General features: G+C 62.4%; 19 protein-coding genes. 6 read left to right on the forward strand and 13 right to left on the reverse strand.

Translation table 11 applies throughout. From position 1 onward, the window contains the following. Nucleotides 1-164 precede the first annotated feature (164 nt). The 5 genes from NKI10_RS28060 to NKI10_RS28080 all read right to left on the reverse strand — a co-directional run bounded on the left by NKI10_RS28060 (nucleotide 165) and on the right by NKI10_RS28080 (nucleotide 7801). On the reverse strand, nucleotides 165-1622 hold the full coding sequence (locus tag NKI10_RS28060) for an NCS1 family nucleobase:cation symporter-1 (RefSeq protein ID WP_023688556.1): 1458 nt from the start codon (nucleotides 1620-1622) through the stop codon (nucleotides 165-167). Nucleotides 1623-1822: 200 nt separating this feature from the next. Further along, on the reverse strand, nucleotides 1823-2611 hold the full coding sequence (otsB, locus tag NKI10_RS28065; protein ID WP_352657017.1) for a trehalose-phosphatase: 789 nt from the start codon (nucleotides 2609-2611) through the stop codon (nucleotides 1823-1825). After that, the gene (locus NKI10_RS28070) at nucleotides 2608-4389 is read right to left on the reverse strand and encodes an alpha,alpha-trehalose-phosphate synthase (UDP-forming) (protein WP_352862412.1); all 1782 of its coding nucleotides are present in this window, start codon (nucleotides 4387-4389) and stop codon (nucleotides 2608-2610) included. Before NKI10_RS28070 ends, otsB begins: the two co-directional genes overlap by 4 nt. Nucleotides 4390-4533: 144 nt before the next feature. Continuing rightward, nucleotides 4534-6696 carry an amylo-alpha-1,6-glucosidase gene (locus NKI10_RS28075; RefSeq protein ID WP_023672688.1) on the reverse strand — a complete coding sequence of 721 codons (2163 nt, stop codon included), beginning with the start codon at nucleotides 6694-6696 and terminating at the stop codon, nucleotides 4534-4536. Nucleotides 6697-6739: 43 nt separating this feature from the next. Next, nucleotides 6740-7801: a glycosyltransferase family 4 protein gene (locus NKI10_RS28080; protein WP_352657013.1), complete on the reverse strand. Its 1062-nt coding sequence runs from the start codon at nucleotides 7799-7801 to the stop codon at nucleotides 6740-6742. A 188-nt stretch (nucleotides 7802-7989) separates the two neighbouring features. On the opposite strand from NKI10_RS28080, the gene NKI10_RS28085 reads away from it, so the two are divergent. Next, a complete protein-coding gene (locus tag NKI10_RS28085; RefSeq protein WP_352657011.1) occupies nucleotides 7990-8292 on the forward strand; it encodes a DUF982 domain-containing protein in 303 nt (100 codons plus the stop codon). A 184-nt stretch (nucleotides 8293-8476) separates the two neighbouring features. Next, nucleotides 8477-8635 (forward strand): hypothetical protein, encoded by a 159-nt coding sequence (locus tag NKI10_RS28090; protein ID WP_352513694.1) that lies wholly within the window; start codon nucleotides 8477-8479, stop codon nucleotides 8633-8635. 632 nt (nucleotides 8636-9267) lie between these two features. Here NKI10_RS28090 and NKI10_RS28095 read toward each other — a convergent pair. The 5 genes from NKI10_RS28095 to NKI10_RS28115 all read right to left on the reverse strand — a co-directional run bounded on the left by NKI10_RS28095 (nucleotide 9268) and on the right by NKI10_RS28115 (nucleotide 14314). Continuing rightward, entirely contained in the window at nucleotides 9268-9468 is a 201-nt protein-coding gene (locus tag NKI10_RS28095) for a hypothetical protein (RefSeq protein ID WP_352657009.1), read from the reverse strand. A gap of 2 nt (nucleotides 9469-9470) precedes the next feature. Beyond that, nucleotides 9471-9656 (reverse strand): hypothetical protein, encoded by a 186-nt coding sequence (locus NKI10_RS28100; protein WP_023688550.1) that lies wholly within the window; start codon nucleotides 9654-9656, stop codon nucleotides 9471-9473. 665 nt (nucleotides 9657-10321) lie between these two features. Continuing rightward, the gene (locus tag NKI10_RS28105) at nucleotides 10322-11794 is read right to left on the reverse strand and encodes a protein adenylyltransferase SelO (protein WP_352862413.1); all 1473 of its coding nucleotides are present in this window, start codon (nucleotides 11792-11794) and stop codon (nucleotides 10322-10324) included. 285 nt (nucleotides 11795-12079) lie between these two features. After that, complete coding sequence (locus tag NKI10_RS28110) at nucleotides 12080-13456, reverse strand: NAD(P)/FAD-dependent oxidoreductase (RefSeq protein ID WP_352862414.1); 1377 nt, start codon at nucleotides 13454-13456, stop codon at nucleotides 12080-12082. A gap of 30 nt (nucleotides 13457-13486) precedes the next feature. Next, on the reverse strand, nucleotides 13487-14314 hold the full coding sequence (locus tag NKI10_RS28115; RefSeq protein ID WP_023734367.1) for a DUF2243 domain-containing protein: 828 nt from the start codon (nucleotides 14312-14314) through the stop codon (nucleotides 13487-13489). A gap of 311 nt (nucleotides 14315-14625) precedes the next feature. Here NKI10_RS28115 and ctaD point away from each other — a divergent pair, with 311 nt between their 5' ends. After that, a complete protein-coding gene (ctaD, locus tag NKI10_RS28120) occupies nucleotides 14626-16284 on the forward strand; it encodes a cytochrome c oxidase subunit I (protein ID WP_352862415.1) in 1659 nt (552 codons plus the stop codon). A 103-nt stretch (nucleotides 16285-16387) separates the two neighbouring features. Here the strand turns inward: ctaD and sdhD are convergent, their stop codons facing one another. Further along, entirely contained in the window at nucleotides 16388-16777 is a 390-nt protein-coding gene (sdhD, locus tag NKI10_RS28125; RefSeq protein ID WP_027050929.1) for a succinate dehydrogenase, hydrophobic membrane anchor protein, read from the reverse strand. Between the two features lie 658 nt (nucleotides 16778-17435). On the opposite strand from sdhD, the gene cphA reads away from it, so the two are divergent. From cphA to NKI10_RS28140, 3 genes are read left to right on the forward strand one after another with little or no spacing between them, the layout of a single operon-like run. After that, the gene (cphA, locus tag NKI10_RS28130) at nucleotides 17436-20213 is read left to right on the forward strand and encodes a cyanophycin synthetase (RefSeq protein WP_050586853.1); all 2778 of its coding nucleotides are present in this window, start codon (nucleotides 17436-17438) and stop codon (nucleotides 20211-20213) included. After that, entirely contained in the window at nucleotides 20213-21112 is a 900-nt protein-coding gene (locus NKI10_RS28135; RefSeq protein ID WP_023682456.1) for an isoaspartyl peptidase/L-asparaginase family protein, read from the forward strand. Before cphA ends, NKI10_RS28135 begins: the two co-directional genes overlap by 1 nt. Next, entirely contained in the window at nucleotides 21109-21933 is an 825-nt protein-coding gene (locus NKI10_RS28140) for a cyanophycinase (protein ID WP_023682457.1), read from the forward strand. The genes NKI10_RS28135 and NKI10_RS28140 overlap by 4 nt, the downstream gene beginning before the upstream one ends. 197 nt (nucleotides 21934-22130) lie before the next feature. Here NKI10_RS28140 and NKI10_RS28145 read toward each other — a convergent pair whose 3' ends face one another. Together NKI10_RS28145 and NKI10_RS28150 are read right to left on the reverse strand one after the other, a co-directional pair. Further along, nucleotides 22131-22628 (reverse strand): hydrolase, encoded by a 498-nt coding sequence (locus NKI10_RS28145; RefSeq protein WP_023682458.1) that lies wholly within the window; start codon nucleotides 22626-22628, stop codon nucleotides 22131-22133. A gap of 39 nt (nucleotides 22629-22667) precedes the next feature. Then, entirely contained in the window at nucleotides 22668-22838 is a 171-nt protein-coding gene (locus NKI10_RS28150; RefSeq protein ID WP_023672674.1) for a hypothetical protein, read from the reverse strand. Nucleotides 22839-23064: the final 226 nt, after the last annotated feature.

Genomic DNA, 23064 nt, shown 5'->3' on the forward strand with positions numbered 1-23064 from the left:
GAGTAGGGAGTAGGGAGTAGGGAGTAGGGAGTAGGGAGTAGGGAGTAGGGAGTAGGGAGTAGGGAGTAGGGAGTAGGGAGTAGGGAGTAGGGAGTAGGGGTATTATTCCCTACTGACTACTGACTACTGACTACTGACTACTGACTACTCCCTATCCCTCAATTTCACGCCTTCGCCGTCCTGGCCCCTGCGCCAAGGGCGGCGGTGCGAAGGACGTAGTAGATGACCCCTGCAATGCCGACGCCGAAGAACCAGCCATAAACGCCCCACCATGCCGGTAGCAGGTTCGTGAAGTTCGGCAGGACCGAGGAGAAGATGGCGCCGATGCCGGCTGCTATGAAGGCGTTGACGTGCCAGCCGCCCTGGAAGCGGAACTCGCCATCTTCGCGGTACAGTGCCTCGACGTCGACCTCGCCCTTCCGGATCAGATAGTAGTCGACCATCATCACCCCGAAGATCGGCCCCATCGTCGCGCCGATGACGTTGACGAAAGATGCGGCACTGCCTTCCCACGGCGCGAAGGGATAGAGCACCAGCGCGATAACAGCCGCGATATAGCCGCCCTTCTTGAAGTCGATCTGCCGGGGAAAGACATTGGAGAAGTCGAAGGCCGGCGAGACGAAGTTTGCCACCACATTGATGCCGAGCGTCGCCACGGCAAAAGTCAGGGCTGCAAGCGCTGCCAGGAACCAGCTGTCGAATTTCGCCGAGATCTGGTCGGGATGCAGAAGCACTTCGCCATACACGTCGAAGGCAGCGATGGTGGTCACGCCGGCGACCAGCGAGAACAGGATGAGATTGATCGGCAGGCCCCAGATGTTGCCCTTGCGCAGCGATGCCTTGTCTGGGGCATAGCGGGCGAAATCGCAGAAATTGAGATAGAGCGCTGAGAAATAGGTGACCCAGATCGCCGCCACCGCAAACAGCGACGTCCAGGAGCCAGGGGTTCCGGGTACGCCGGCATCCTTTGTCTTGTCGAGCAGCACATCCATCGGGATGTCGCTGGTGAAGGCAAATCTCCCGGATTTTACACAGAGATAGATCGCCAGGATCAACATCATCACCCACACCGCCGGTCCGGCCCAATCCTGGAAGCGGCGCACCGTTTCCATGCCGTTCTGGATGATCAGCAATTGCAGTGCCCAGATGACCACAAAACAGATCACTTCCAGACCCGTGTGGCCGAGGAAATGCGTGTTGGCGTTGAAATCGGCGAACCATTGCGAGCGGATCAGCAACGCCACGATCGCGCCCGATGCCGCCGCCGTCTGCGCGCCGTACCAGAAGCAGGCGACGATGGCGCGCACCAGGGCCGGAATGTTGGCGCCCCAGATGCCGAAGGACGCGCGCGCCAGCACGGGGTAGGGCACGCCGGTCTTCACGCCGGCATAGCCGACCATGTTCATCAGCGCGTAGATGATCAGCGAACCGATGCCGATGGCGATGATGAAATTGACGAAGCCGCCGCAAAACAGGAACAGGCTTGCGGCGAGATAGTAGCCCCAGAGGCTGTGGACGTCCGACGTCCAGACGTTGAAGATCGAGAACGGCCCCCAGTTTCGGACTTTGGCCGGAGCCAAATCCTCATTGTATAGATCGGGTGATGCGCCTTGTATGGTCATTGCGATGTCCTCCCCTTGATGCCGCACGCGCCCTCACGCGTCGACTGCGCAGGTTATGCCTGACGCAGGGGAACCGGCAAGCAATCCATTTGCCGGCTTTGGCCTTAAAGATATTCAATGAGAACAGCGCTTATCGATCGGCTTTTGGCGAAGGTCGGCGCAATCGCGGCGATCTTGATTCGACCCGCAGACGGCAGGGATCAGGACGCTTTGCGGTTGAGGGCCGGTGATGCGTCGAAATTGGCGGCAAGCCAAGCTATCGCGCAGGTGACATCATCGAGCCTGTATTGGGCCACGGTCGGCCCACGCGGCTTGACCCGGATCGAGATGCCGCCGGCCTCGTTGATCGCCTCGAAACCGTTTTCGTCGGCGGTGTCGTCGCCGAGAAAGACCGGCCGCCGTCCGGCAAAGGGCGGGATTGCCATGAAACGCCGCAGGGCAGCGCCCTTGGCCGCTTCGAGCGGCATGAGTTCGACGCCGGCGTTGCCCGGGATAACCCGATAGCCCTTGGGAAGCTCGGTCAATGCCTGTTCGGCAAGATGCGTTGCCCTGGCCAGCAGATGCGGCGCCGCACGCGTATGGATGGCGAGGATCGGACCCTTGCGCTCGATATGAACAAGGCCGTCATCGAGTTCGGCCTCGATGGCGTCGGCAAGGGCAGCGATATCGGCGGGAGCATCCGCGGTAACGACCGGGCCGTCCGGCGTCAGCCGGTGTTCCAGCCCATAGAGACCGGCAACACGCAGCTTCAACGGATGAAACAGGCGGTCGGCGCCCTCGACCGAGCGGCCGGTGATAAAGGCGACGGCGCCGTCCAGCCGTTTGTCGACGGCGCCGAGGAGGTTGCGCAGTTCGTCGCTCACGGACACGGCGTCGGGGTGCGCGGCGTGCTCCAGCAACGTGCCGTCGATGTCGAGGAAAAGCGCCCATTGTCCTTCCGGCAGGTCGGGTGCGGTTGGCAGGCCCGGTGCTTTCGACAGGCTATTCATGACGCCACCTTCCGCATGCGGTCGAACAGCGAGACGATGTTGCTGCCGGTGTTTGCGGGCCGCTCGGCGACACTTGTCGCTCTTTCGAGGTCGCCGCGTTTGCGCAGGCGCGCCGCATCGAGCAGCATGCTGCCGGCCCAGCGAAAGACATTGTTGTCGCGCACTATTTCGCGCATCGGGCGCATGCGCTCGCGTTGTTCGTCCGGTGACATGGTCAGCGCCTGCAGCAGCACCTGGCTCATCATCGCCGCGTCGTAAGGATTGACGATCAGTGCTTCCAGCAGTTCGCGCGACGCGCCGGCAAACGTGCTGAGCAACAGCACGCCCTGTTCGTCGTCACGCGCGGCGACGAATTCCTTGGCTACGAGGTTCATGCCGTCATGCAGGCTGGTGACCATGCAGATGTCGGCGGCGCGATAGATCTCATAGACCTGTTGCTGCGAATGGTGCTCAGCCACCATGACCACGGGCTTGTAGCCGTCATGACCGTAGCGCTGGTTGAGCTCGTTGGCATAACGCAGGCATTCATCGTGCAATTGCTGGTACGCCGGCAGCGTGCCGCGGCTTGGGGCAGCAATCTGCAGGAACACTACCTTGCCGATCCACTCGGGGTGGCGCGTAAACAATTCGTCCAGCGCATGGAAGCGGTCGAGGATGCCCTTGGTGTAGTCCAGGCGCTCGACGCCGACGCACAGCTTGACGTCCGCCGACAGGCCGAACCGCTCACGCAGGCGGGCGCGGCTTTCCTCGACCGGTGGCAGTTTGGCCAGGAGTTCGGCCGGCCATTCGATGGAGATGGGATAGGCGTGCACCAGTGTCGTCCGCCCGCCATACGAGATCGCGGCGTCGGCGCGCTCGATCCGGCTTTCCAGGAACCTGTCTACGCTTTCAGTGAAATTATTGGCATGAAACTGGGTGTGAAAGCCGATGATCGAGCTCCCGAGCAGTCCATCAAGAACGCGTTCGCGCCATGGGCAGATGCTGAACACTTCGGAGTTCGGCCACGGGATGTGCCAGAAGGTGATGATGATCGCCTCCGGCAGGCGCTCGCGGATCATGCGCGGCAGGAGCGCGAAATGGTAATCCTGAACCAGCACGATCGGCCGCTCATTGCGCGCCTCGGCAACCACCATATCGGCGAATTTGCGGTTGACGGCCTCATAGGCCTCCCAGTCCGAGGCACGGAAGACCGGCCGTGTGAAGGCGATATGGCAGAGCGGCCAAAGCCCTTCATTGGCAAAGCCGAGATAATAGCCCTGATATTCGTCGTCGCTCAGCCACACGCGGCGCAGCGTATAGGACGGATTGTCCGGCGGCACCTGAACCCGATCGTTGCTGTCGACCGTCAGACGATCCGCAGTTCCGCCGCCATAGGCGATCCAGGTGCCGCTGCAGGCGCGGGTGATAGGCTCAAGCGCCGACACCAGGCCGCTGGCCGGCACCAGAAGCTCGACGCCGTCGTGCTTGATGTTGTGGATATAGGGTTCTCGGTTCGAGACGACGATGACCTGCGCGTCCGGCAGGTCGTCGGCAAGTATCTTGCGCAAGGTGTCGGGCGACCAGTTCACCAGCGCCGCGTCGGGAGATTGTCCGTTCTTCTCGAACTCCCGCAAGACCTTGCGCGTCGCTTCCGATGCGACGTCCTCGCCGGCAGTCGGTGCAACCGTCGAGCTATGGCTACGACGTTGCCTGGAGATCGATAACATAACGGCTAGAATCGAAAGGCCAAGGCTTGCAAGGATCAAGACCCAGAGCAGGGCCATGCCATAATCAGTCATTCCAATTCCAACTCAATTTTGGCCGCCAGGGCCTTTTTCTTCATGGTTCGATTTGAGTGTTCGCAGCCGACGATCGCCCGTGAGAACCTGTGTTTTTCGCAACGCACAAACCCTGGGTTCGGTTCCCGTTGAAGGCCGTTCAGATCATGTCCGCACGATCAGCGGAACCAGCCCTTCATGGCGGTCGGCGAGAAAGGCGACGACGCGGTCGCCGACGCGCTGGAAGGTAAGATCGACCCTCTTTTCGCCGACACCCAGATGCCTGAGCGTCAGCGTATCGATGCCGATCGGCAAACGGGGTCGAGTGACGTGGATTTCGCCGTTCCAGCCGTCGATTTCCAGACCGAGGCACGCCTGCATCAGCATGAAGGCCGAGCCTGCCGACCACGCTTGCGGCAGGCAGGCGACGGGGTAGGCGATCGGCGCTTCGCCCGGCGAGCGGGTGAAACCGCAGAACAGTTCCGGCAGTCGCATGTTGAAATGCACTGCCGATTCGAACGTACCGCTCATCAGCCGCACCACGCTGTCACGCTCGCCGAACCGCGCCAGGCCGGCGCCGCACATCGCCGTGTCATGCGGCCAGATGGAACCATTGTGGTACGACATCGGGTTGAACAGCACAGCATCGTCGGAAAGCGTTCGCACCCCCCAGCCGGAGTGGAAGGAAGCCGAAAGCAACTGGTCGGCGACCATCTTAGCCCGCGCCGGTTCGGGCAGGCCGACATAGAGCAGGTGTCCGGCATTCGAGGTGCGCACCTTGCACGGCTCTCCGGCGCCGTCGATCGCCAGCGCATAGAACCCGAGATCGTCCAGCCAGAAATCACGCTCGACGGCGATCCGCATCTCTTCGGCGCGATTTTCCCAGTGCTCGGCCTGCGCGAACTCGCCCCGGCGGCGGGCGAGAGCGGCAAGGCCCCTGAAGGCGGCGAAGACATAACCCTGCACTTCGACCAGCGCGATCGGCCCCTTGGGAATGCGCCCGTCGGCGTGGAAGACGGAGTCGAAGCTGTCCTTCCAGCCCTGGTTCGCAAGGCCGGATTCGGCAGCGCGCTGATAGGTGACGAAGCCGGTTGCGCGGCTCGCCTCTTCCGTCCACTTGGCGGCGGCGCAGAGAGACGGCCACAGGCTGGCGATGAAGTCCATGTCGCCGGTGCGTTCGGCATAGGCGCAGGCGAGGTGGATGTAGAGCGGCGTGGTATCGACGCCGCCATAGTAGCGGCCGAAAGGCAGTTCCTGCAGCGCCACCATCTCGCCCTTGCGCGTCTCGTGCATGATCTTGCCGGGCTGCGAGTCGCTGAAAGGCGATGTCTCGGTCGCCTGGTGCTGGGCGAGGAAGGCAAGCACGCCGCGCGCCAGGCCGGGGTTGAGCCATAGCATCTGCAGCGCCGAGATGACGCCGTCACGGCCGAAGGCCGTCGAAAACCAGGGGATGCCGGCATAGGGGTAGGGGCCGGTCGACAACTCGGTGGTCAGCAAGGCGACATCCGCGCGGGCGCGTTCGACCCAATCGTTGAAGACGCGACCCGAACTGTGCACCGTCGCGCCATGGCGGCGCTTGGCCCGCATGCCGAAACGGGCGCGCGCCGCGGCCGCCCGGAAGCGGTCGCGGTCGGGCGTTTCGGTCAGTTCCGCGCCGACCTCGACGTAAAGCATCTTGCTGCTGCGCTTGGTCACTGCGATGAGGAAATCCGCGCGCTCGGCGCTCAACTGGTCTGGCGGCTGCGAGAACGAGATCGCCGACACCCGCGCCAGCCCGTCCAGTCCGTCATAGCGCAGCAGCACCGAGGCAGGCGCGATCTCCGCTGCATGCGCCATTCCGCGCTTCGGCCGGGTCGAACCGCGCACCTCGAACATGTCGCGGAAATCGGCGGCAAAATGCAGCGAGACGCGGATTGCCGAATGCTCCTGGCTGTAGTTGGAAAGGGTGATGCGCTCGAACAGCCGGTCCTGCCACAACAGCCTGACGCGCTCGATATGGATGGCGCCCTGCGGGATGTCGCGGCCACCGACGCTTTGCATCGGCAAATTGGTCATATTGCTGGTGAACAGCACATTGTCCTGGCTGAGCGAGGCGCCGAGCAGCGATGTCTGCCGGCCGCCGACGGTGAGCCTGAACTCCGACAGCACCCGGGTGTCGTCACGGAAGAAACCGTCGCCCGCACCCCTGATATCGCCGTAGGCATCGGCCACGGCAAAACAGTCGCCTTGCTTTAGGGCAAACAGCCGGTGCGGCTCGCGCGGCGCGGTTTCGTCCAGGGAGGCAAGGGCCACGGCAGGGTCGAGCTTGCGCTCGTCAAGTTCGGTCATCAGTCACAAATCTCTGTTTCGGGCTCGGAACGTCCGCCGTCGTTCACGACGCTTTCGATTCAGCCGGGGCGCCGATGAGACGCGCATAGGCAGTGAGATAGTCGCGCGCCATCCTGTTGGCGGAGAACCGACTTTCGAAGACGGCGCGCACCTTTCGCCGGTCGAGTTGCAGCAAGGCCGGCACCGCGGCGACCGCGGCGTCGAGAGAATCGACGACAAATCCGGTAACGCCATGGTCGATGACTTCCGGCAACGCACCGCAGTTCCAGCCGATGGTTGGCGTACCGCACGCCATCGCCTCGATCGCGGCAAGGCCGAACGGCTCGGGCCAGTCTATCGGAAACAGCAGACCAGCGGCATTGCCGAGGAATTCAGTCTTCTCACCCTCGGCGATCTCGCCGACATAGTCGATGCGGTCGCCATCGATCAAGGGCTCGATCGTCTCATGGAAATAGCCGCGGTCATCGTCGCCGATCTTGGCCGCCAGCTTGAGCTTCATGCCCGAGCGCAAGGCGATGTCGATGGCCCGGTCCGGCCGCTTGTCGCGCGAAAGCCGGCCGAGAAAGGCAAGGTATGGTTCGCCCGCCGCCATCTCGAAGGTCGGCTGATAGAGACCCGTCGGCAGCCCGTGATGGATGGTGGCCAGCCAATTGGCATTCGCAAGCCCGGTCTTCTGGCTATGTGAGATCGAGATCAGCGGAAAGCGCGGAAAGCGCTCATAGGCTGGCGCCAGGTCGACATAATCGAGCCGACCATGCGGCGTCGTCACCGTCTTGTCCGGCATGGTCTCGAAGAACGAGAAATGCAGGAAATGACTGAGGTGAAAATGAATGATATCAAAGTCGTGGGCTCGGTTCCTCACATCGGCAAGCATCGCAAGATGCGCCGCCGTGTCCGATTTCAGTGGACGCGGATCGAGGCGTAGCGCGCGTTCGCGACCTGGTATCAGTCTGGCCGACGTCCGGCTGTCGCCGCTGGCGAACAGCGTCACCTCATGGCCGAGTTCGACCAGCCCTTCGGTCAGATAGGAAACGATGCGCTCGGTGCCGCCATAGAGAAGGGGTGGCACCGATTCGTGCAAAGGGGCGACATGGGCTATCCGCATGGTTTGAACGTGTCCCTCAAGGCAATCACGAGAGCGAAATGCATCAGCCGGCCTAACGTTCCGGACAAAAGCGGGCGTCGGCAACCCAAGCCCACCAGCGCAGATTTTTTGCAATAAGCGGAACAAACGCGCTATCCGCGAATTTAATAGGGTTGGTCCGCGCTGCGGCCGACCAGGGAGAGAACAAAATGGACCGCTTGCATTTCTTTACGCCCGTGCGCATTGCGCGCGGGCAGGGACACCCCGTCGAGGAAGTCGACAGCGTTGCCGAAGCGATGGTCTTTTTGCAGAAATGGCCATTGGGACGGCGTGGGCCTGTGTATCAATGCGCCGTGAATTGCTGCTCCGCGGCCCTGTCGGGCAGAATGTCGGCCGAAGCAGCCAGGAAGGCGTTTACGGGCTTTGCCCGCATCACCCGGCTGCTCGATGATGACATGGCCATGCCGATGGGCGGCGAAAGCATGGCGGAAGTCCACGCGCTGAGGCGCTAGACGCCGGTCCAGCCATTTGGCTATTGAACACCCGGGCTTTGGCGGCGCGGGCATCATCTTTTTCGCACCGGAGTATTCCGGCGCGACCCTTCACCTCATGGGCCACACTGTGCTTTCATGCGGCGTTTTGCATGACCGGTGGGTGACGACCATCCACGGCGGTCCGAACGTGGAGGGGTAGACAATGCCGAGACTGATCCTGGGAACACTCGGCGCTATCGTCATCGCCCTCATCTGGGCGGTCCTTGCCAGTTTGATGGGCGCGCCATCGATCGTGATCACGGTCGGCGCGGTTGCCATTGGGGCCGGCGTCTACACCTACGTCGACAGACGCTCGACTTGACGCGTCCCCGGTCTGCCGCGCGCTCGACCAATTGCACGCCGGTGTTGACGCGCGCGGCAGTCGCGGCGGGCATTCTTCAAGGATGAGCTTGCTGGCCGCATAGGGAGCAAAGGCGCAGACCGGGCGCCACACGTCGGACTGGGCTCCCCGAGAACTTGGGAGATCGTCAAAGATCTTTCCATCCGGCCAATGTAGATCGAAACGGCGAGTCCGTGGATTTGCCGTGGAACATCGTCGCCTCGAAACACTTCGGGCGTTGCACTGCCCCATCAGTGCACGTTCCCTTGTTCTGTTGGAACTGCCGGCTGCCGAAAGGTGGCCGGCTTTTTTGTATATAAGCGGAACCTGAAATTACGGGGCTTGTTCTGGATGCGGCAGCGAGCCCCTCGCTGCTGGTCGAGGGCCGTAACCCTTGGCCGGGCCCGCATCGCTCCGCCAGTGGTGCGGGCCCACCGTCTCCGGTTTTCGGCTGGACTCGCCGATCCATACGCTGGTCCGGCTAATGCATGTCGCTCAAAAGTGGACTCGGTTTTTGAGACAACGACACGCATAAAACAGAGATCTAAAGCGCGTCGCCTGAGCCCGTTCGGGCGCGGCGCGCTTTAAGCACAAATCATTCACAAAGCGTGGGTTCAACTGTTGCTACCCTTCTTGGCTAGATTGTGCGAATGATGACTGTCCTTTTCGCCGCCACCCCCTGAAACTCGGCTTTTGGATCGACGGTCTTCATCCGCCGGGGGCTTTTTGATCTGTAAGGGTTTTCTGGCGTTCTCGTGCGATGCGCCTGGCCCGCCCTGCCGGATCGTGTTCGGGTGTTTCTTCGATGTGGACATGATCACCGATCCTGCTGCCGGCCCTGATGAGTGGTGTTGACCTTGGTGTTGGCTTGCTGCCCTTGGCGCTCCGGATCCGGCGCTCCGTGAGTGCCGTGCTGGGCATCATCGTGGCTAACCTGTCGCCCTTCTCCCCGACCCTTCTGGCTCTGGTTCTCAGGCGGCACGGGCGGCATTTTGCTCGACATCTGCATCTCCTTGGGTTGGCATCGTGACTCCAAACCGTGATCGTGGGGGGAAGTTCCGTCTGCTTCGTCAGCACCTGTGCTTTTCGGTGCCGACGGAATCTGACTCCCAACGCGGATTTCAAGAAACGGCAGCGGCCCGCGTTACTGGTCGAGGACAGGCAATCTCTGGGCAGGTCCGCGTCGCCCCGCCAGTGATGCGGGCCTGCAATATAAACCCCAAGACTGGGCTGCTATCGCAGTTTATTGCGAGCTTCCGGCGACTTGCGTAGCGGGCTTCAGTGGCTCAATTTGGAGCGACCGAAATACAGTGCTGACCACGTTGCTGACATGATCGGTGACGAGCGCGGTGTCGCGCCTGGATCGCGGCCGCAGCCTCTGGTCCGATCTGCCTGCAGCTGATGGCAGCTAAAACGACGTCAAAAGACCTAAGTCTCTTTGATCGCTCTCGCTGCTCGCACGAGCGATGACCAGTCAGCTCCCATGGCTGCGACAAGGTCTCGAGCATCTTCGTCTGATATTCCGGTACGGTCTACGAGCTTCCGTGCCAGCAATTCGAATGCCAATTCTATGATCGTCATAGCTCAGCCCTTACGAGAGTACCCGTGACGATAGCTTGCAAATGGGTCTTCCGCATTTGCACATGTTAAGCGACCATCACGAATGTCTCAGGTACCGCAGAATGTCTGCAGGACGCGCTCATCCGGGCGTGGCGGCTCAGCATAGCGTTCCATTCCCGGCTGCTCATCGAAGGGACGGCTGACGACCGCCAGGATCTCCTCGAACGGTGTGAAGTCGCCGCCCAACGCCGCCTGGATCATCGCCTCGATGCGATGATTGCGGGGGATGAATTTGGGATTGACGGATTGCATGGCCGCCCGGCGCGTGGCCGTGTCGGCTGCTTCGCTTGCAATGCGCTGGCGCCACCGCGCCGACCAGGCATCGAATGCACCTGGATCCTTAAACAACTGCCGCGCCGTGCCTTGGCCGTCCGCAGCGTCGAGGTCATCGCCCAGGCGCCGGAAGCCGAGCGTAAAGTCCGCTTCGCCGCGAGCCAGCACATCCAGAAAGTCGGCAGCGAGCTGCAAGTCGCCTTCCGCTTCGGTCAGCAGTCCGAGTTTTCTGCGGAAGCCGCGCTGCAACACAGCCTCATAAGAGGCCTGGAACGACCTCAGCACCTCTTCCGCTTCAGACACTGCTTCATTCTCGTCCGTGCTCATGAGCGGCAGCAGGGTCTCGGCAAAGCGCGCAAGGTTCCATGTGGCCACACGAGGCTGGTTGGCATAGGCATAGCGACCGGCGCGGTCTATCGAACTGAACACCGCGCCGGGGTCGTAAGCGTCCATGAAGGCGCATGGGCCATAGTCGATCGTCTCGCCCGAGATCGACATGTTGTCGGTGTTCATGACGCCATGGATGAAGCCGACCAGCATCCAGCGCGCCACCAGATCCGCCTGTGCGGCGACAACGGCCTCCAGCAAAGCCCGGTACGGCCGTGCTTCCCCCGCCAGCTGTGGGAAGTGACGCTGAATGGCATAGTCGGCCAATATCTTGAGCGCCTCGGTGTCGTGGCGCGCGGCGAAATATTGGAACGTGCCGATCCTGATATGGCTTGCCGCCACCCGTGTCAGGACGGCGCCGGGCAGCCGGACCTCGCGATAGACCGGGTCGCCGGTGAGCACCGCCGCAAGGCTTCGCGTCGTCGGAATGCCGAGCGCCGCCATCGCTTCGCTGACGACATATTCGCGCAGGACAGGGCCGAGGGCGGCGCGGCCGTCACCGTTGCGCGAGAACCGCGTGGGTCCCGATCCCTTCAGCTGGATGTCACGGCGAATGCCGTTGACGTCCACCACTTCGCCAAGCAGCAGAGCGCGCCCGTCGCCGAGCTGAGGCACGAAGTTTCCGAACTGGTGGCCCGCATAAGCCAGGGCGATTGCCTGCAAGCCTTCCGGAAATTTGTTGCCGGCCAGCATCGCCACTCCATCCGGGCTGGTAAGCAGGTCGGCATCGAGCCCGAGTTCCTCGGCGAGGGGCCGGTTGAACCGGATCAGCCGCGGTTCGGATACCGGCTTCGGATGTGTTTGCGCGAAGAAGCGCTCCGGCAGTTGCGCATAGCTGTTGCTCAGGGCAGGAAGCCCCATCTGAATGACCGGGGTTTGTTCAGCAGTCGCAGGTGACGTCATGACGAGCTGTCTCTGAAGAGGAGGGGTTCAACAGATCCCGTTTCGAGGAGCCTGTGTTCATTTGTTCATATAGGGACGGAACGTCGTTGGTGCCATCCGGATCCATCAGGCCGGCACCGGATACAAGCTGGGAACCACCCGCCTCAACTATCGAGGTTCGGGCTGCCGTGGGACGACGGGCCGTGGCGGAATCCAGAGCTGACCCCCGCATCGCCACTGTCTCCGAACTGGGCACCCGGCAATCTAGTCAGTGCGGGCGTGCAATGCCGGGGCGGCGTCTGCCTTGGTTGGCAGCGGCTCTCTCGGGGCCGCTCCCGGCGACGATGTCGAACCCGGTTCGACTCGCTCCTCGGCGATGAGCCGGGCGCCACGCTCATAGGTCAGGTAGCGCCAGAGCCACTGGATCGAGACCTGAACGCGGTGCTGAAAACCGACGAGCAGGTAGACATGGATGAGCGCCCAGGCAGACCAGGCGAACCAGCCTTTCAGTTTCAGCCTACCCGATTCGAACACGGCAGCGTGGCGGCCGACAATGGCCGTGTTGCCTCGATTGCTGAAGACAAAAGCGGGCAGCGTATCGCCAGCATCTATCCGGCGTGCCAGTGCCTTGCCGAGGTGCTCGCCCTGCTGCTTGGCGACCTGGGCAAGACCCGGCAATGGCTGGCCGTTCCCATCGAGGACCAGTGCGACGTCGCCAAGCGCGAAGACATCGGGATGGCCGACGACCTGCAGGTCGGATTCGACCTTCACCCGACCGCCGCGGTCAAGCCCGACACCAAGCTGGGCGGCCAGCGGAGAAGCCGCCACCCCGGCGGCCCAGAGCGTCAAGGCCACCGGGATCACCTGGCCGCCGACGGTGAGCTGATGCGCTTCGATAGCCTCGACCCGGTTGCCGAGCGCGACCTCGACGCCCAGGCTTTCAAGGCGCAGACGTGCATATCTGGAAAGCTCCGGGGCGAATCCGGCGAGCAGACGCTCGCCGGCTTCTACCAGTATGATCCTTGTCTTCTCGGGCCGGATGTTGCGGAAGTCGCGCGCCAGTGTGTGCCGGCTGAGTTCGGCGATCGAGCCCGCCAGTTCGACACCGGTCGGGCCGCCGCCGATAATGGCGATCGTCATCAGCCGGGATTGCTCGACTGGATCGGTAGTCCGTTCCGCGTGCTCGAACGATAGCAGCAGCCGTGACCGGATCGTGCGCGCGTCCTCGATGGTCTTCAAGCCGGGACAAACCCGAGCCCAGCTCTCCTGGCCGAAATAGAATGGCTGCGAACCGGTGGCCAAGACCAGGATGTCGTAGGGGACCGTGGTCCCATCGGCCAGCACCAGTATCCTGGCCTCGGTGCCGATCTCGGTGACATCGCCGAAGAGGACCTGAACCGAGGGATAGCGGCCCAGGATCTTGCGGATTGGCTCGGCGATGTCAGGCGCCGACAAGGCGGCGGTTGCAACCTGATAGAGCAAGGGCTGGAACAGGTGGTGATTGTGGCGGTCGATGATCGTCACCCCGATTTCCGCCTTGCCGAGCGCCTTGGCAACCTCCAGACCGGCAAAGCCTCCGCCGACCACGACGATGCGCGGTGTCAGGCTCCGGCCGTGGCTGCTCTCGGTGGCGAATTGCATGCTTGATACTCCCCTATCCCTGTCCGGAAGTCATAGCCTGGCAGGAGTGCCACGCTGCTGGCTGGAGCTACTGCTCACTCCGGCGGCATCGGTCCAGGCAAGGCATCCGGCAATGACAGGCGTCGTGCTGACCACCAAGGCGCCGCGCGCGTGAAGGGCTACCAACCCGCGCCATGAGACGCGGTCGACCGCCCAGATGGTGCCGCTGGCGTCGACCCATTTGAGATGGGCGTCGGCGACTTCAACGGCCCGCATCATCGCCGCCGGTTCCATCCCGACACGAAAGACGATGATGGAATTGGCGGCGCCGTTGAAGAACGGGCCGGCGCCGGCTGCCAATCCCGCGAGCAGGACGATGCTGGTAAGCGCTGCCGAAGCACCGCGTGCCGGTCCGCCGCGGTTGGGCAGCACCAGCACCAACACAAGCGGCACGATGCCGAAGATGACCAGCCACGCAATATCCCAGGCGAGCGGCAAGTCGCTGTTCATCTTGATCCGGTGCAGACCCAGCAGCCAGTGAAACACGACGGCATCAACGACATGCCAGACGCCGAACCCGGCGAAGGCGAGCCGCAGGATCTCCGTGGTGGTCCCGGGCCGCGCGCCGGCCGCCCTCGCGGCCACCAGCAGCACCGTGCCGGCGACGGCGAGCACATACATGAAAAGATGGAAGAGGCCGTCGGCCATGATCTGGAAGCGCAGGTCGGAACCCGCCGGATCGGCGACGCCCGAGAGAAGATGATGCCATTGCAGGATCTGATGCAGGACGATGCCGTCGAAGAAACCGCCGAGCGCGAAGCCGAGCAGCAGCCAGCCGGCTCGCGTCCTCGGGTCGAGTGTCGCGGTGATCGCGTCCATGTCAGGACCACCGGCTCCAGGCCGGGGCGTTCAGTTGCCTGGGCACCGACATGTCCGGCGGCGTGGGGTCATGGAGACCATGACGCGCCTCGAGCCAGAAGGCGGATATCAGCCCACCAACCACCGTCGTCAGAACCAGGGTCGCAGCAATTATCGCCAGCATGGACGTCGATCCTCAGCCGCGCAGGGTCGGCCGCGCGGAACCTAACAGCGACTTCCGTGGAATGTTCCTACCGCCGGTTCGGTGGAGGGAACAATCAAGTTCCAGCACGGTTCGATGCTGGCGACGGACGGCTCAAGCGGAGAAGGTCATGAACGAATATACGGCGGCAGATCCGGACGGTCTCGACAGCCACCAGCCGACCGGCATCACCCGATGGCTGTTTTCGACCAACCACAAGGACATCGGCTCACTCTATCTGGTCTTCGCTTTCATCGCGGGGGTGATCGGCATGCTCTTGTCGGTGAGCATGCGAATCGAGCTGCAGCAACCCGGGATCCAGTTTTTCCCCGGACTGGCGTCGATGATCTACGGTTACCAGGGCGACGCGGCGATCGACGCCGGCAAGCAGCTTTACAACGTCTTCACCACGGCCCACGCGCTGATCATGATCTTCTACACTGTGATGCCCGCCCTGATCGGCGGCTTCGCCAACTGGATGGTTCCGATCATGATCGGCGCCCCCGACATGGCCTTCCCGCGCATGAACAACATCTCGTTCTGGCTGCTGCCGCCGGCATTGATGCTGCTTTTATTGTCGATCTTCATGCCCAGCGTCCCCGGCGGCTATGGCCCTGGGACCGGCTGGTTCCTGTACCCGCCGCTGTCGACCTCCGGCCATCCCGGTCCCGCCGTGGATCTGGTCATCCTGTCTCTGCACATTGCGGGCGCCTCTTCGATCCTGGGAGCCATCAATTTCATCACCACCATCTTCAACATGCGCGCGCCGGGGATGACCCTGCACAAGATGCCCCTGTTTGTGTGGTCGATCCTCATCACCGCCTTCCTGCTGCTGCTGGCTCTGCCGGTGCTGGCCGGCGCCATCACCATGCTCCTGACCGACCGCAATTTCGGAACCACGTTCTTCGCGCCGGACGGCGGAGGCGACCCGCTGCTGTACCAGCATCTCTTCTGGTTCTTCGGCCACCCGGAAGTCTACATCATGATCCTGCCGGTGTTCGGCATCGTCAGCCAGGTGATCTCGACCTTCTCGCGAAAGCCGATCTTCGGGTATCTCGGGATGGTCTACGCAATCGTGGCGATCGGGGTGATCGGCTTCGTCGTCTGGGCCCACCATATGTACACCAGCGGGATAGGCCTCGACACGCAGCGCTACTTCACCTTCGCCACGATGGTGATCGCAGTGCCGACCGGGATAAAAGTGTTCTCCTGGATTGCAACCATGTGGGGCGGTTCGGTCAGCCTGCGGACGCCGATGCTCTGGGCCCTCGGCTTCATATTCCTGTTCACCGTAGGCGGGGTGACGGGCGTTCAACTCGCAAATGCCGGCCTCGACCGTGAACTGCACGACACATACTTCGTCGTCGCGCATTTCCACTACATACTTTCACTGGGAGCGATCTTCGGCATCTTCGCGGGCTGGTATTACTGGTTTCCGAAAATGACGGGATATCTCTACAACCCGCTTCTGGCTGGGGTCCATTTCTGGACGACCTTCGTCGGCGTGAACCTCGTCTTCTTCCCCCATCACTTCCTTGGATTGGCTGGCATGCCGCGTCGTTATGTCGACTATCCCGACGCATTCGCCGGCTGGAACATGGTGTCCTCGTATGGATCGTACCTGTCGGCCGCGAGTGTCGTGATTTTCCTCTTCGGCATCTTGGAAGCTTTCTACCGGCAAAGAGCCGCCGGCATGAACCCATGGGGGCCAGGAGCTACCACATTGGAGTGGGAGCTGACCTCTCCACCCCCTTTCCATCAATGGGACAGGCTGCCGCAAATCAGATGAGGCCGGGTTGTCGAACTCCTTTGCGCAAGCCAGCCCGGTTCGCCGCTGAGGCGAACTTCAGCCTGCTGGTGGCAGACGTTGGCTGCAGCTGAGAACCGGATCGCTATCTGAAGCTGATTAACAGCACAGCGAACAAGCTTGCGAGCGCGACTGCCCAGCAGAATAACCAATTGGCGATCAGAAGAAGCGATTTGAGCACGGTGGCATGGCAGTAATCTTCGATGATCGATTGCATTCCAAGCCGCATGTGAACGCAGCTTACGAGAATGAAGCCAATAAGGGCTGGCGCGACATAGATCGATCCTACGACGCTGAGGACGGCGTCTCGAGGCTCACCGACCAGCATTATAACGACCGCGACGATGTAAATGACAAGGATCAACAGGGCAGCAGATGTCAGCCGCTCCAGCATGAACGTTTCGGTTCCGTGTTTCGCCGATCCAAGGCCCCGCACTCGAGCTAGCGGAGTTCTGATTGAGGGTCTGTCAGCCATGGCGTTTCCCCAAAACTACTTGGTTGCCTTGCGCGCAACTCAAGCTGTTGCTGTTTCGATGCCCGGGCCGTCGGTGCCGACGGATAGTGGGCAAGCACGGTCTCCAGTCGAACAAGGCGGGCTTTGTGGGCGTTCAGTTCGTATCCTGAACGCCATCCAATTTGCCTGGGTCTGCCATCTCTGCATAGCTCGCTTTCAAGCAGCGAGATACGAAGGCGGACCGCGTCGATCTCCTTGACGAGCGCGGCCTTCACCGATTTTCGACTCTGCATGGCTGTAGTTCCGGTGCAAGGATGGTTCCAAACCTGACGCGTCTGGAAATGTTCCCGGGTGCCGAAGGCGTGCTGAAGATTAATGCCTCAGTGCTGGACCCGCACAATGGGTCGCCATGAGCTAAAGCCGGGCACTAGCTCAACGGGCGCGATGTGCCCGGCGAATGCTTGTGAAAACGAGCGAATGCCTGGCCCGCCTCGTCCCGAGAGATAAGTAGCCCTCAGAACAGCGACCGCACGTGGCCGAGATGACCAGAGGGTGTTCTTGGGCCAACATATGTTAACGGCCACTTTTGTTTCTCTCTCCTGCAAAAATATTTGGGCTGAAAGAGCCGGGAACTAACCGATCCTCCGGATGTTGCGGAGTTAGTCAGGAGAAACGGACTATGTCGGACAAAGAAATTCATCGGGGCGCCTCGCGTTTTCGCCCTATCCGCGTCGTGGACGCCCGCGTGTTTCGCGGGCCGCACCTCTATAGTATGACGCCAATGGTCCAGATTCGGATCGACCTCGGAGCCCTTGAGGCGTTCCCGACAGACAAACTGCCCGGGTTTTCCGAACAAATCGTCCGACTGTTGCCCGGCCTTGCGGGCCATGGCTGCAGCTATGGCGCCGCCGGCGGCTTCGTCCGCCGCATGCAGGAAGGAACCTGGCTCGGCCACGTCGTCGAGCATGTCGCCCTGGAACTGCAGAGCATGCTCGGTCACCGGGTGACACGAGGAAAGACACGGTCGGTCAAAGGCAGTCCCGGCACTTATAACGTCATGTTCGCCTACAAGGATGAGCTTGTCGGGCTGCTCGCCGGACGCGTCGCGCTCGAACTGGTGGACAGCCTGCTGCCGGCCAATCTGCATGGTGTCGAGGGGCTCGGCGACATTGCGGAAACGCAGGGGCCATTCGAGTTCGCAGCCAGGCTGCAGCAGCTCAAGCGTCTGGCCGCCGAGCGTGCCTTGGGGCCTACGACTGCTTCCTTGGTGCGCGAGGCCGAGAGGCGGGGCATACCCGCCGCGCGGATCGACGACAGCAGCCTCGTGCTGTTTGGTCACGGAAAGCATCAGAAGCGGATCCGCGCCAGTTGCAGCGACCTCACTTCCGAGATTGCGACCGAGATCGCCTCGGACAAGGACCTGACCAAATTCCTGCTGCAACAGGCCGGCCTGCCGGTGCCACGCGGGGAGCTGGTGCGATCGGCGCAGGACGCAGTCGCGGCGGCAGCACGGCTGGGCTACCCCGTGGTCACCAAACCACTCGATGGCAATCATGGAAGCGGCGTCAACATCGGTCTGGCAACAGAAGACGAGGTCCGCTGGGGCTTCGAACAGGCGCGAGAACACAGCCGTAGCGTTATAGTCGAGCAGCATTTCGTCGGCTCGGACCACAGGATCCTGGTGATCGGCGGAAAGGTGGTGGCGCTCGCCGAGAGGGTTCCGGCCCATGTGGTCGGCGATGGCCGGAGTTCTGTCGCCGAGCTCGTCGAGGAGACGAACCGCGACCCACGAAGGGGAGAGGGCCATTCCTCGGTATTGACCCGCATCGAGATCGACGAATGTGTCGAGCATTTCCTGTCAAAATCGCAGCTCACCCTGGCGAGCGTTCCAGCGCCGGGTCAAATGGTGCTCTTGCGGCCCACCGCCAATCTCTCCACCGGTGGGACCGCGATCGACCGAACGGAAGAAATCCATCCCGAAAACGCGCTGATCGCCAGGCGGGCGGCACAGATCGTCGGCCTCGACATTGCCGGGATCGACTTCGTCTGTCCCGACATCTCACGGCCGGTGAGCGAAACCGGCGGCGGCATCATAGAGGTGAATGCCGGTCCTGGCTTTCGCATGCATCTCGAACCCTCGTCGGGGCGCGCCCGCAACGTCGCACGGCCCGTGCTCGATCTTCTCTTCAAAGGCGGCAAGGACGGCCGGATTCCGATCTTCGCGATCACCGGGACCAACGGCAAGTCGACCACTGCCAGAATGCTGGCGCACATCCTGCAGGCGAATGGCGCAACCGTCGGGCTCACCTCGACCACCGGCGTGTACCTGAACGGCGAACGAATCATCACAGGCGATTGCTCAGGCCCGCAGAGCGCCAGGATCGTGCTGCGCGAGCCGGGTGTCGATGTCGCGGTGCTGGAATGTGCACGCGGCGGCATCCTGCGCGAAGGGCTTGCCTTCGATGCATGCGATGTTGGCGCGGTGCTGAACGTCCACGGCGATCATCTCGGGCTGAGGGGCATCGACACAATCGAGGACCTGGCGGAGGTGAAATCGGTCGTGGTCGAGTCCGTCCGCCGCGGCGGATGGAGCATTCTCAATGCCGACGACGTCCATACGTCCGCAATGTCGCGCGATGCCGGCGGCAGGATCTGCTACTTCTCGCTGGCGAGCAGGAGCGAGTGGCCCGGTTTCTTGCGCAGCCACCTGGCGGAAGGCGGCCGCGCCGTGACGCGGGAGCCCAGCAGCGACGGCTGGGACATTTTCATCCACGAGGATGGGGAATCGATGTTCTTGATGAGCGTCGACGAAATTCCCGCGACCTTCGAGGGTTCGGCCGAATTCAACGTTGCCAACAGCCTGGCAGCCGTCGCCATGGCGCATTGCCACGACGTTCCGGCGGCAACGATCCGGGCGGCGCTGGCCGAGTTTGGCACCTCGTTCGAGCAATCTCCCGGTCGCCTCAACGTCTTCGACGGACATGGTTTCCGCACCATCGTCGACTATGCGCACAATCCGGAGGGGCTGAAGGCGCTCGGAAAGCTCGTTTCCCACATGAGGCGCGGCTATCAGCGCACGATCGGCCTGGTCGCCATACCGGGCGACCGCCGCGATTGCGACATACGCGAGATGGGCGCGATCGCTTCGCGGATATTCGACGTCATCGTCTTCAAGGAGGATGAGCAGGAGCTGCGCGGCCGAGCCCCCGGAGCGATCGCCGGCTTGCTGCGGGAAGGTGCCTTGAACGCCGGCTGCGCCCCAGGCCGCATTCACGCCGTCTGTCCCGAGAAGGAGGCCGTCGACGTGTGTCTCAGGCTTGCACGGGAAAACGACCTTGTCGTGCTGACCGTCGACGACGTTGAAGCCGTGTGGCGGCAGGTAACCGGCTTCGGAGGCGCGACGCCTTCGAGGGGAGGGCCCGATCAGACCCATATTCGCCATCTGAGGGCTGGCTGATGTGGTCGCTGATCCTGCACGGCGGCGCCAAGGAGATCGATCCGCAAGAGGAGGAGGCGCATCGCAACGGATGCATCGAGGCACTCGAGGCAGGTCGGGCCGTCCTGGCCGGCGGCGGAACGGCGGTCGATGCCGTGGAAGCGGCCGGTCGCATCCTCGAGGCGGACCCGACGTTCAATGCGGGATATGGAAGTGCCCTCAATTCGGACGGCGAGGTCGAGATGTGCGCTGGCCTGATGGAGGGCAGGGACTTCAATGTGGGTGCCGTCGCAGTGATCAAGGGCGTGCGCCATCCAATCAGTGTCGCGAAGGCAATGCTGCATGAGGAGCCGATCCTGCTGGCGTCGGAGGGGGCCCGGCGTTTCGCCGCCGACAAGCAGCTGGAGCTTTGCGATCCGGCGGATTTGATCACGCCGCAGCAGCGCGACGCCTCCAGCAAGTCGGAGGCGAAGGATACGATCGGTGTGGTTGCCCTGGATCAGTACGGGGACATCGCCGTGGGCACTTCGACCGGCGGACTGGACGGCAGTGCTCCGGGTCGTGTGGGGGATTCTCCGCAACCCGGTTGCGGCTACTATGCCGACAACCGGTTGGGAGCCGTCGCCTTCTCGGGAGACGGTGAGCATATTGCGCGAAAGGCTCTCGCGGCCCGTGTCATGCAGTCACTCTCGGCGCGGCAGGCATTGTCCTCGGGACAGGCTGAAGGCGGCCTGGAGCAGGTGCTGAATCCCGCGCTCAAGGAAGTCGAGGCGATCGGCGGCGAAGCCGGAGCCATCGTGCTTACCGCGACCGGCGTGTCTGGATGGGCGCATAACAGCAGGGAGTTCGCAGTCGCTTTCATGACCAGCGAGGACAACCACCCGCACGTTTTCCTGCGCAAGAAAGACGTGGGCAAATGACCGACAAGAAGAAAAAACGATCCTCGAACGGTAAAGCTGGAACGCTCGTCATCATCGGCGGCCACGAGGACCATGATGGCGATCGTGTCATCTTGAAGGAGGTAGCGAGCCTGGTTCCGAACGGCCGCCTGGTGCTTGCCACCATCGCGTCTCATGAGCCGGATGGCTATCTCGAGAAGTATCAGAGGTCCTTCGGTGAGCTGGGCATCAAGGATGTCATCGAACTCTACGTCAACGACCGCCTCGAGGCAGCTCATGAAAAGAAAATAAGTGCGCTCGCAAACGTGAGCGCGGTGTTCTTCTCCGGCGGCGACCAACTCCGGATCACCAGCCAGATCGGCGACACGCCCATCGACGAGCGGGTGCACGAAATCTATGAAGCCGGCGGCGTCATTGCCGGCACCTCCGCGGGCGCGTCGGTCATGAGCGACACGATGATGGTGAAGGGGCCGAACGCAGCCTCCTTTCGGATCGGCCACATTCGGATGGCGCCGGGACTGGGCCTGCTGCCGAATGTAATTATCGACCAGCACTTTGCGGAACGGGGCCGCATTGGGCGGCTCATCGGGGCGGTGTCGCAGAACCCGCGCGTCCTCGGCATCGGCATCGATGAAGACACCGCGATCGTGGTGAAGGGCGAGATGTTCAAGGTCATCGGCAGCGGCGCTGTCTATCTGGTCGATGCAGCCGGCGTGACGCATTCCAACATCGCGGAAGGTGAGCCTGATGCCGCCCTTTCCATCCATGATCTTAGGGTTCACGTGCTGAGCTCAGGCGACGGGTTCGATCTCGCGCTGCGACGGCCGGTAGGGCTTCCGTAAGACTTCGCCACACTCAAGCTGATGGTGCGGCGCGGTCCGCGTACCGCGAAAACCGCATATATGAAGCAGTTCTCCTATTTGAAGTCGCCCAACCAGAATTGTCGCATTGTTGCGGGTCCGGCAGGATTACAGACGGCCTCTCGTCGGCTCCAATCCCGCTAAGCTGAAGACCTTCGCTCGCCCGGCGTTCTGTCGGGCTAACCCCGCCGGCGACTGGCCTGAATGGCAGCAAAGGTTACCGGACGAAACCCCCATGCGTCGACGCCGACATCATGCTGGCGCGTCATCGGCTTCAGACGACCGTGCGAATGACCGTGCAGGTTTACCGACCTCTTGCCGATCTGGTTCCAGGTGCGAAAAGGATAGTGGCACAGAACCAGCAAGCTGCCCTCGACAAGAAGCTCCATGTAGTGGTGCACGCTCGCCCAGGCCGGGTCGCCAATGGTGGCGGCGCCATCATTGTTGCCAATTATCAGGTGCTTGGACCCGTTAAGAGACGACAGCAGTGAAGACACGGTCTCGGCTGGACCCTTGGCGAAATCGCCGAGGTGCCAGACCTCGTCGTTCGGGCCAACCGTTTCGTTCCAAAACGCAACCAGCGCCTGGTCATGATCGACCAACGAGGCGAAGGGACGCCGGTCGAGGCGCAGAATGCGCGGATCGTTGAAATGCGTATCGGAAGTGAAGAAGATCATGCGCCGCGGCCGGCTGCGACGCGCGACCGGCGATCGCGTCTAACTGCCGGAGCGCTCTTCGGCTTCATCATCGATCCCGATCGGGGCTTCCCTAAGCATCTTGAGTGCCTCTTCCTTCGTAAGGCCGCACTTGCGCGCGAAGTAGAGCGCCTCGATCGCCTTTTCGCGATCCGCCGTGGATTTTGCGTGCTGTTTGGGCTTTTTGCCCATCGTTCTCTGCCACCTTCCGAGGCCACCAAACCATCACAGTGCCGCGTTGTTCCCGTGCATCGGCTGACCTGCCGGACTGCGCGAATGCCGATGTCGCCGGCATCCCGCGAGCCCCGGACAGCGCGTATATCAGCCGGCTCGCGACAACGGCGGAGCGACTCCAACCCCGACAGCGTGAATTCAAACGAAAGCCCGCGCCGTGGGAGGGGCCGGCGCGGGCGATCGG

Source organism: Mesorhizobium sp. M0802 (assembly GCF_040320115.1).
GTDB lineage: Bacteria > Pseudomonadota > Alphaproteobacteria > Rhizobiales > Rhizobiaceae > Mesorhizobium.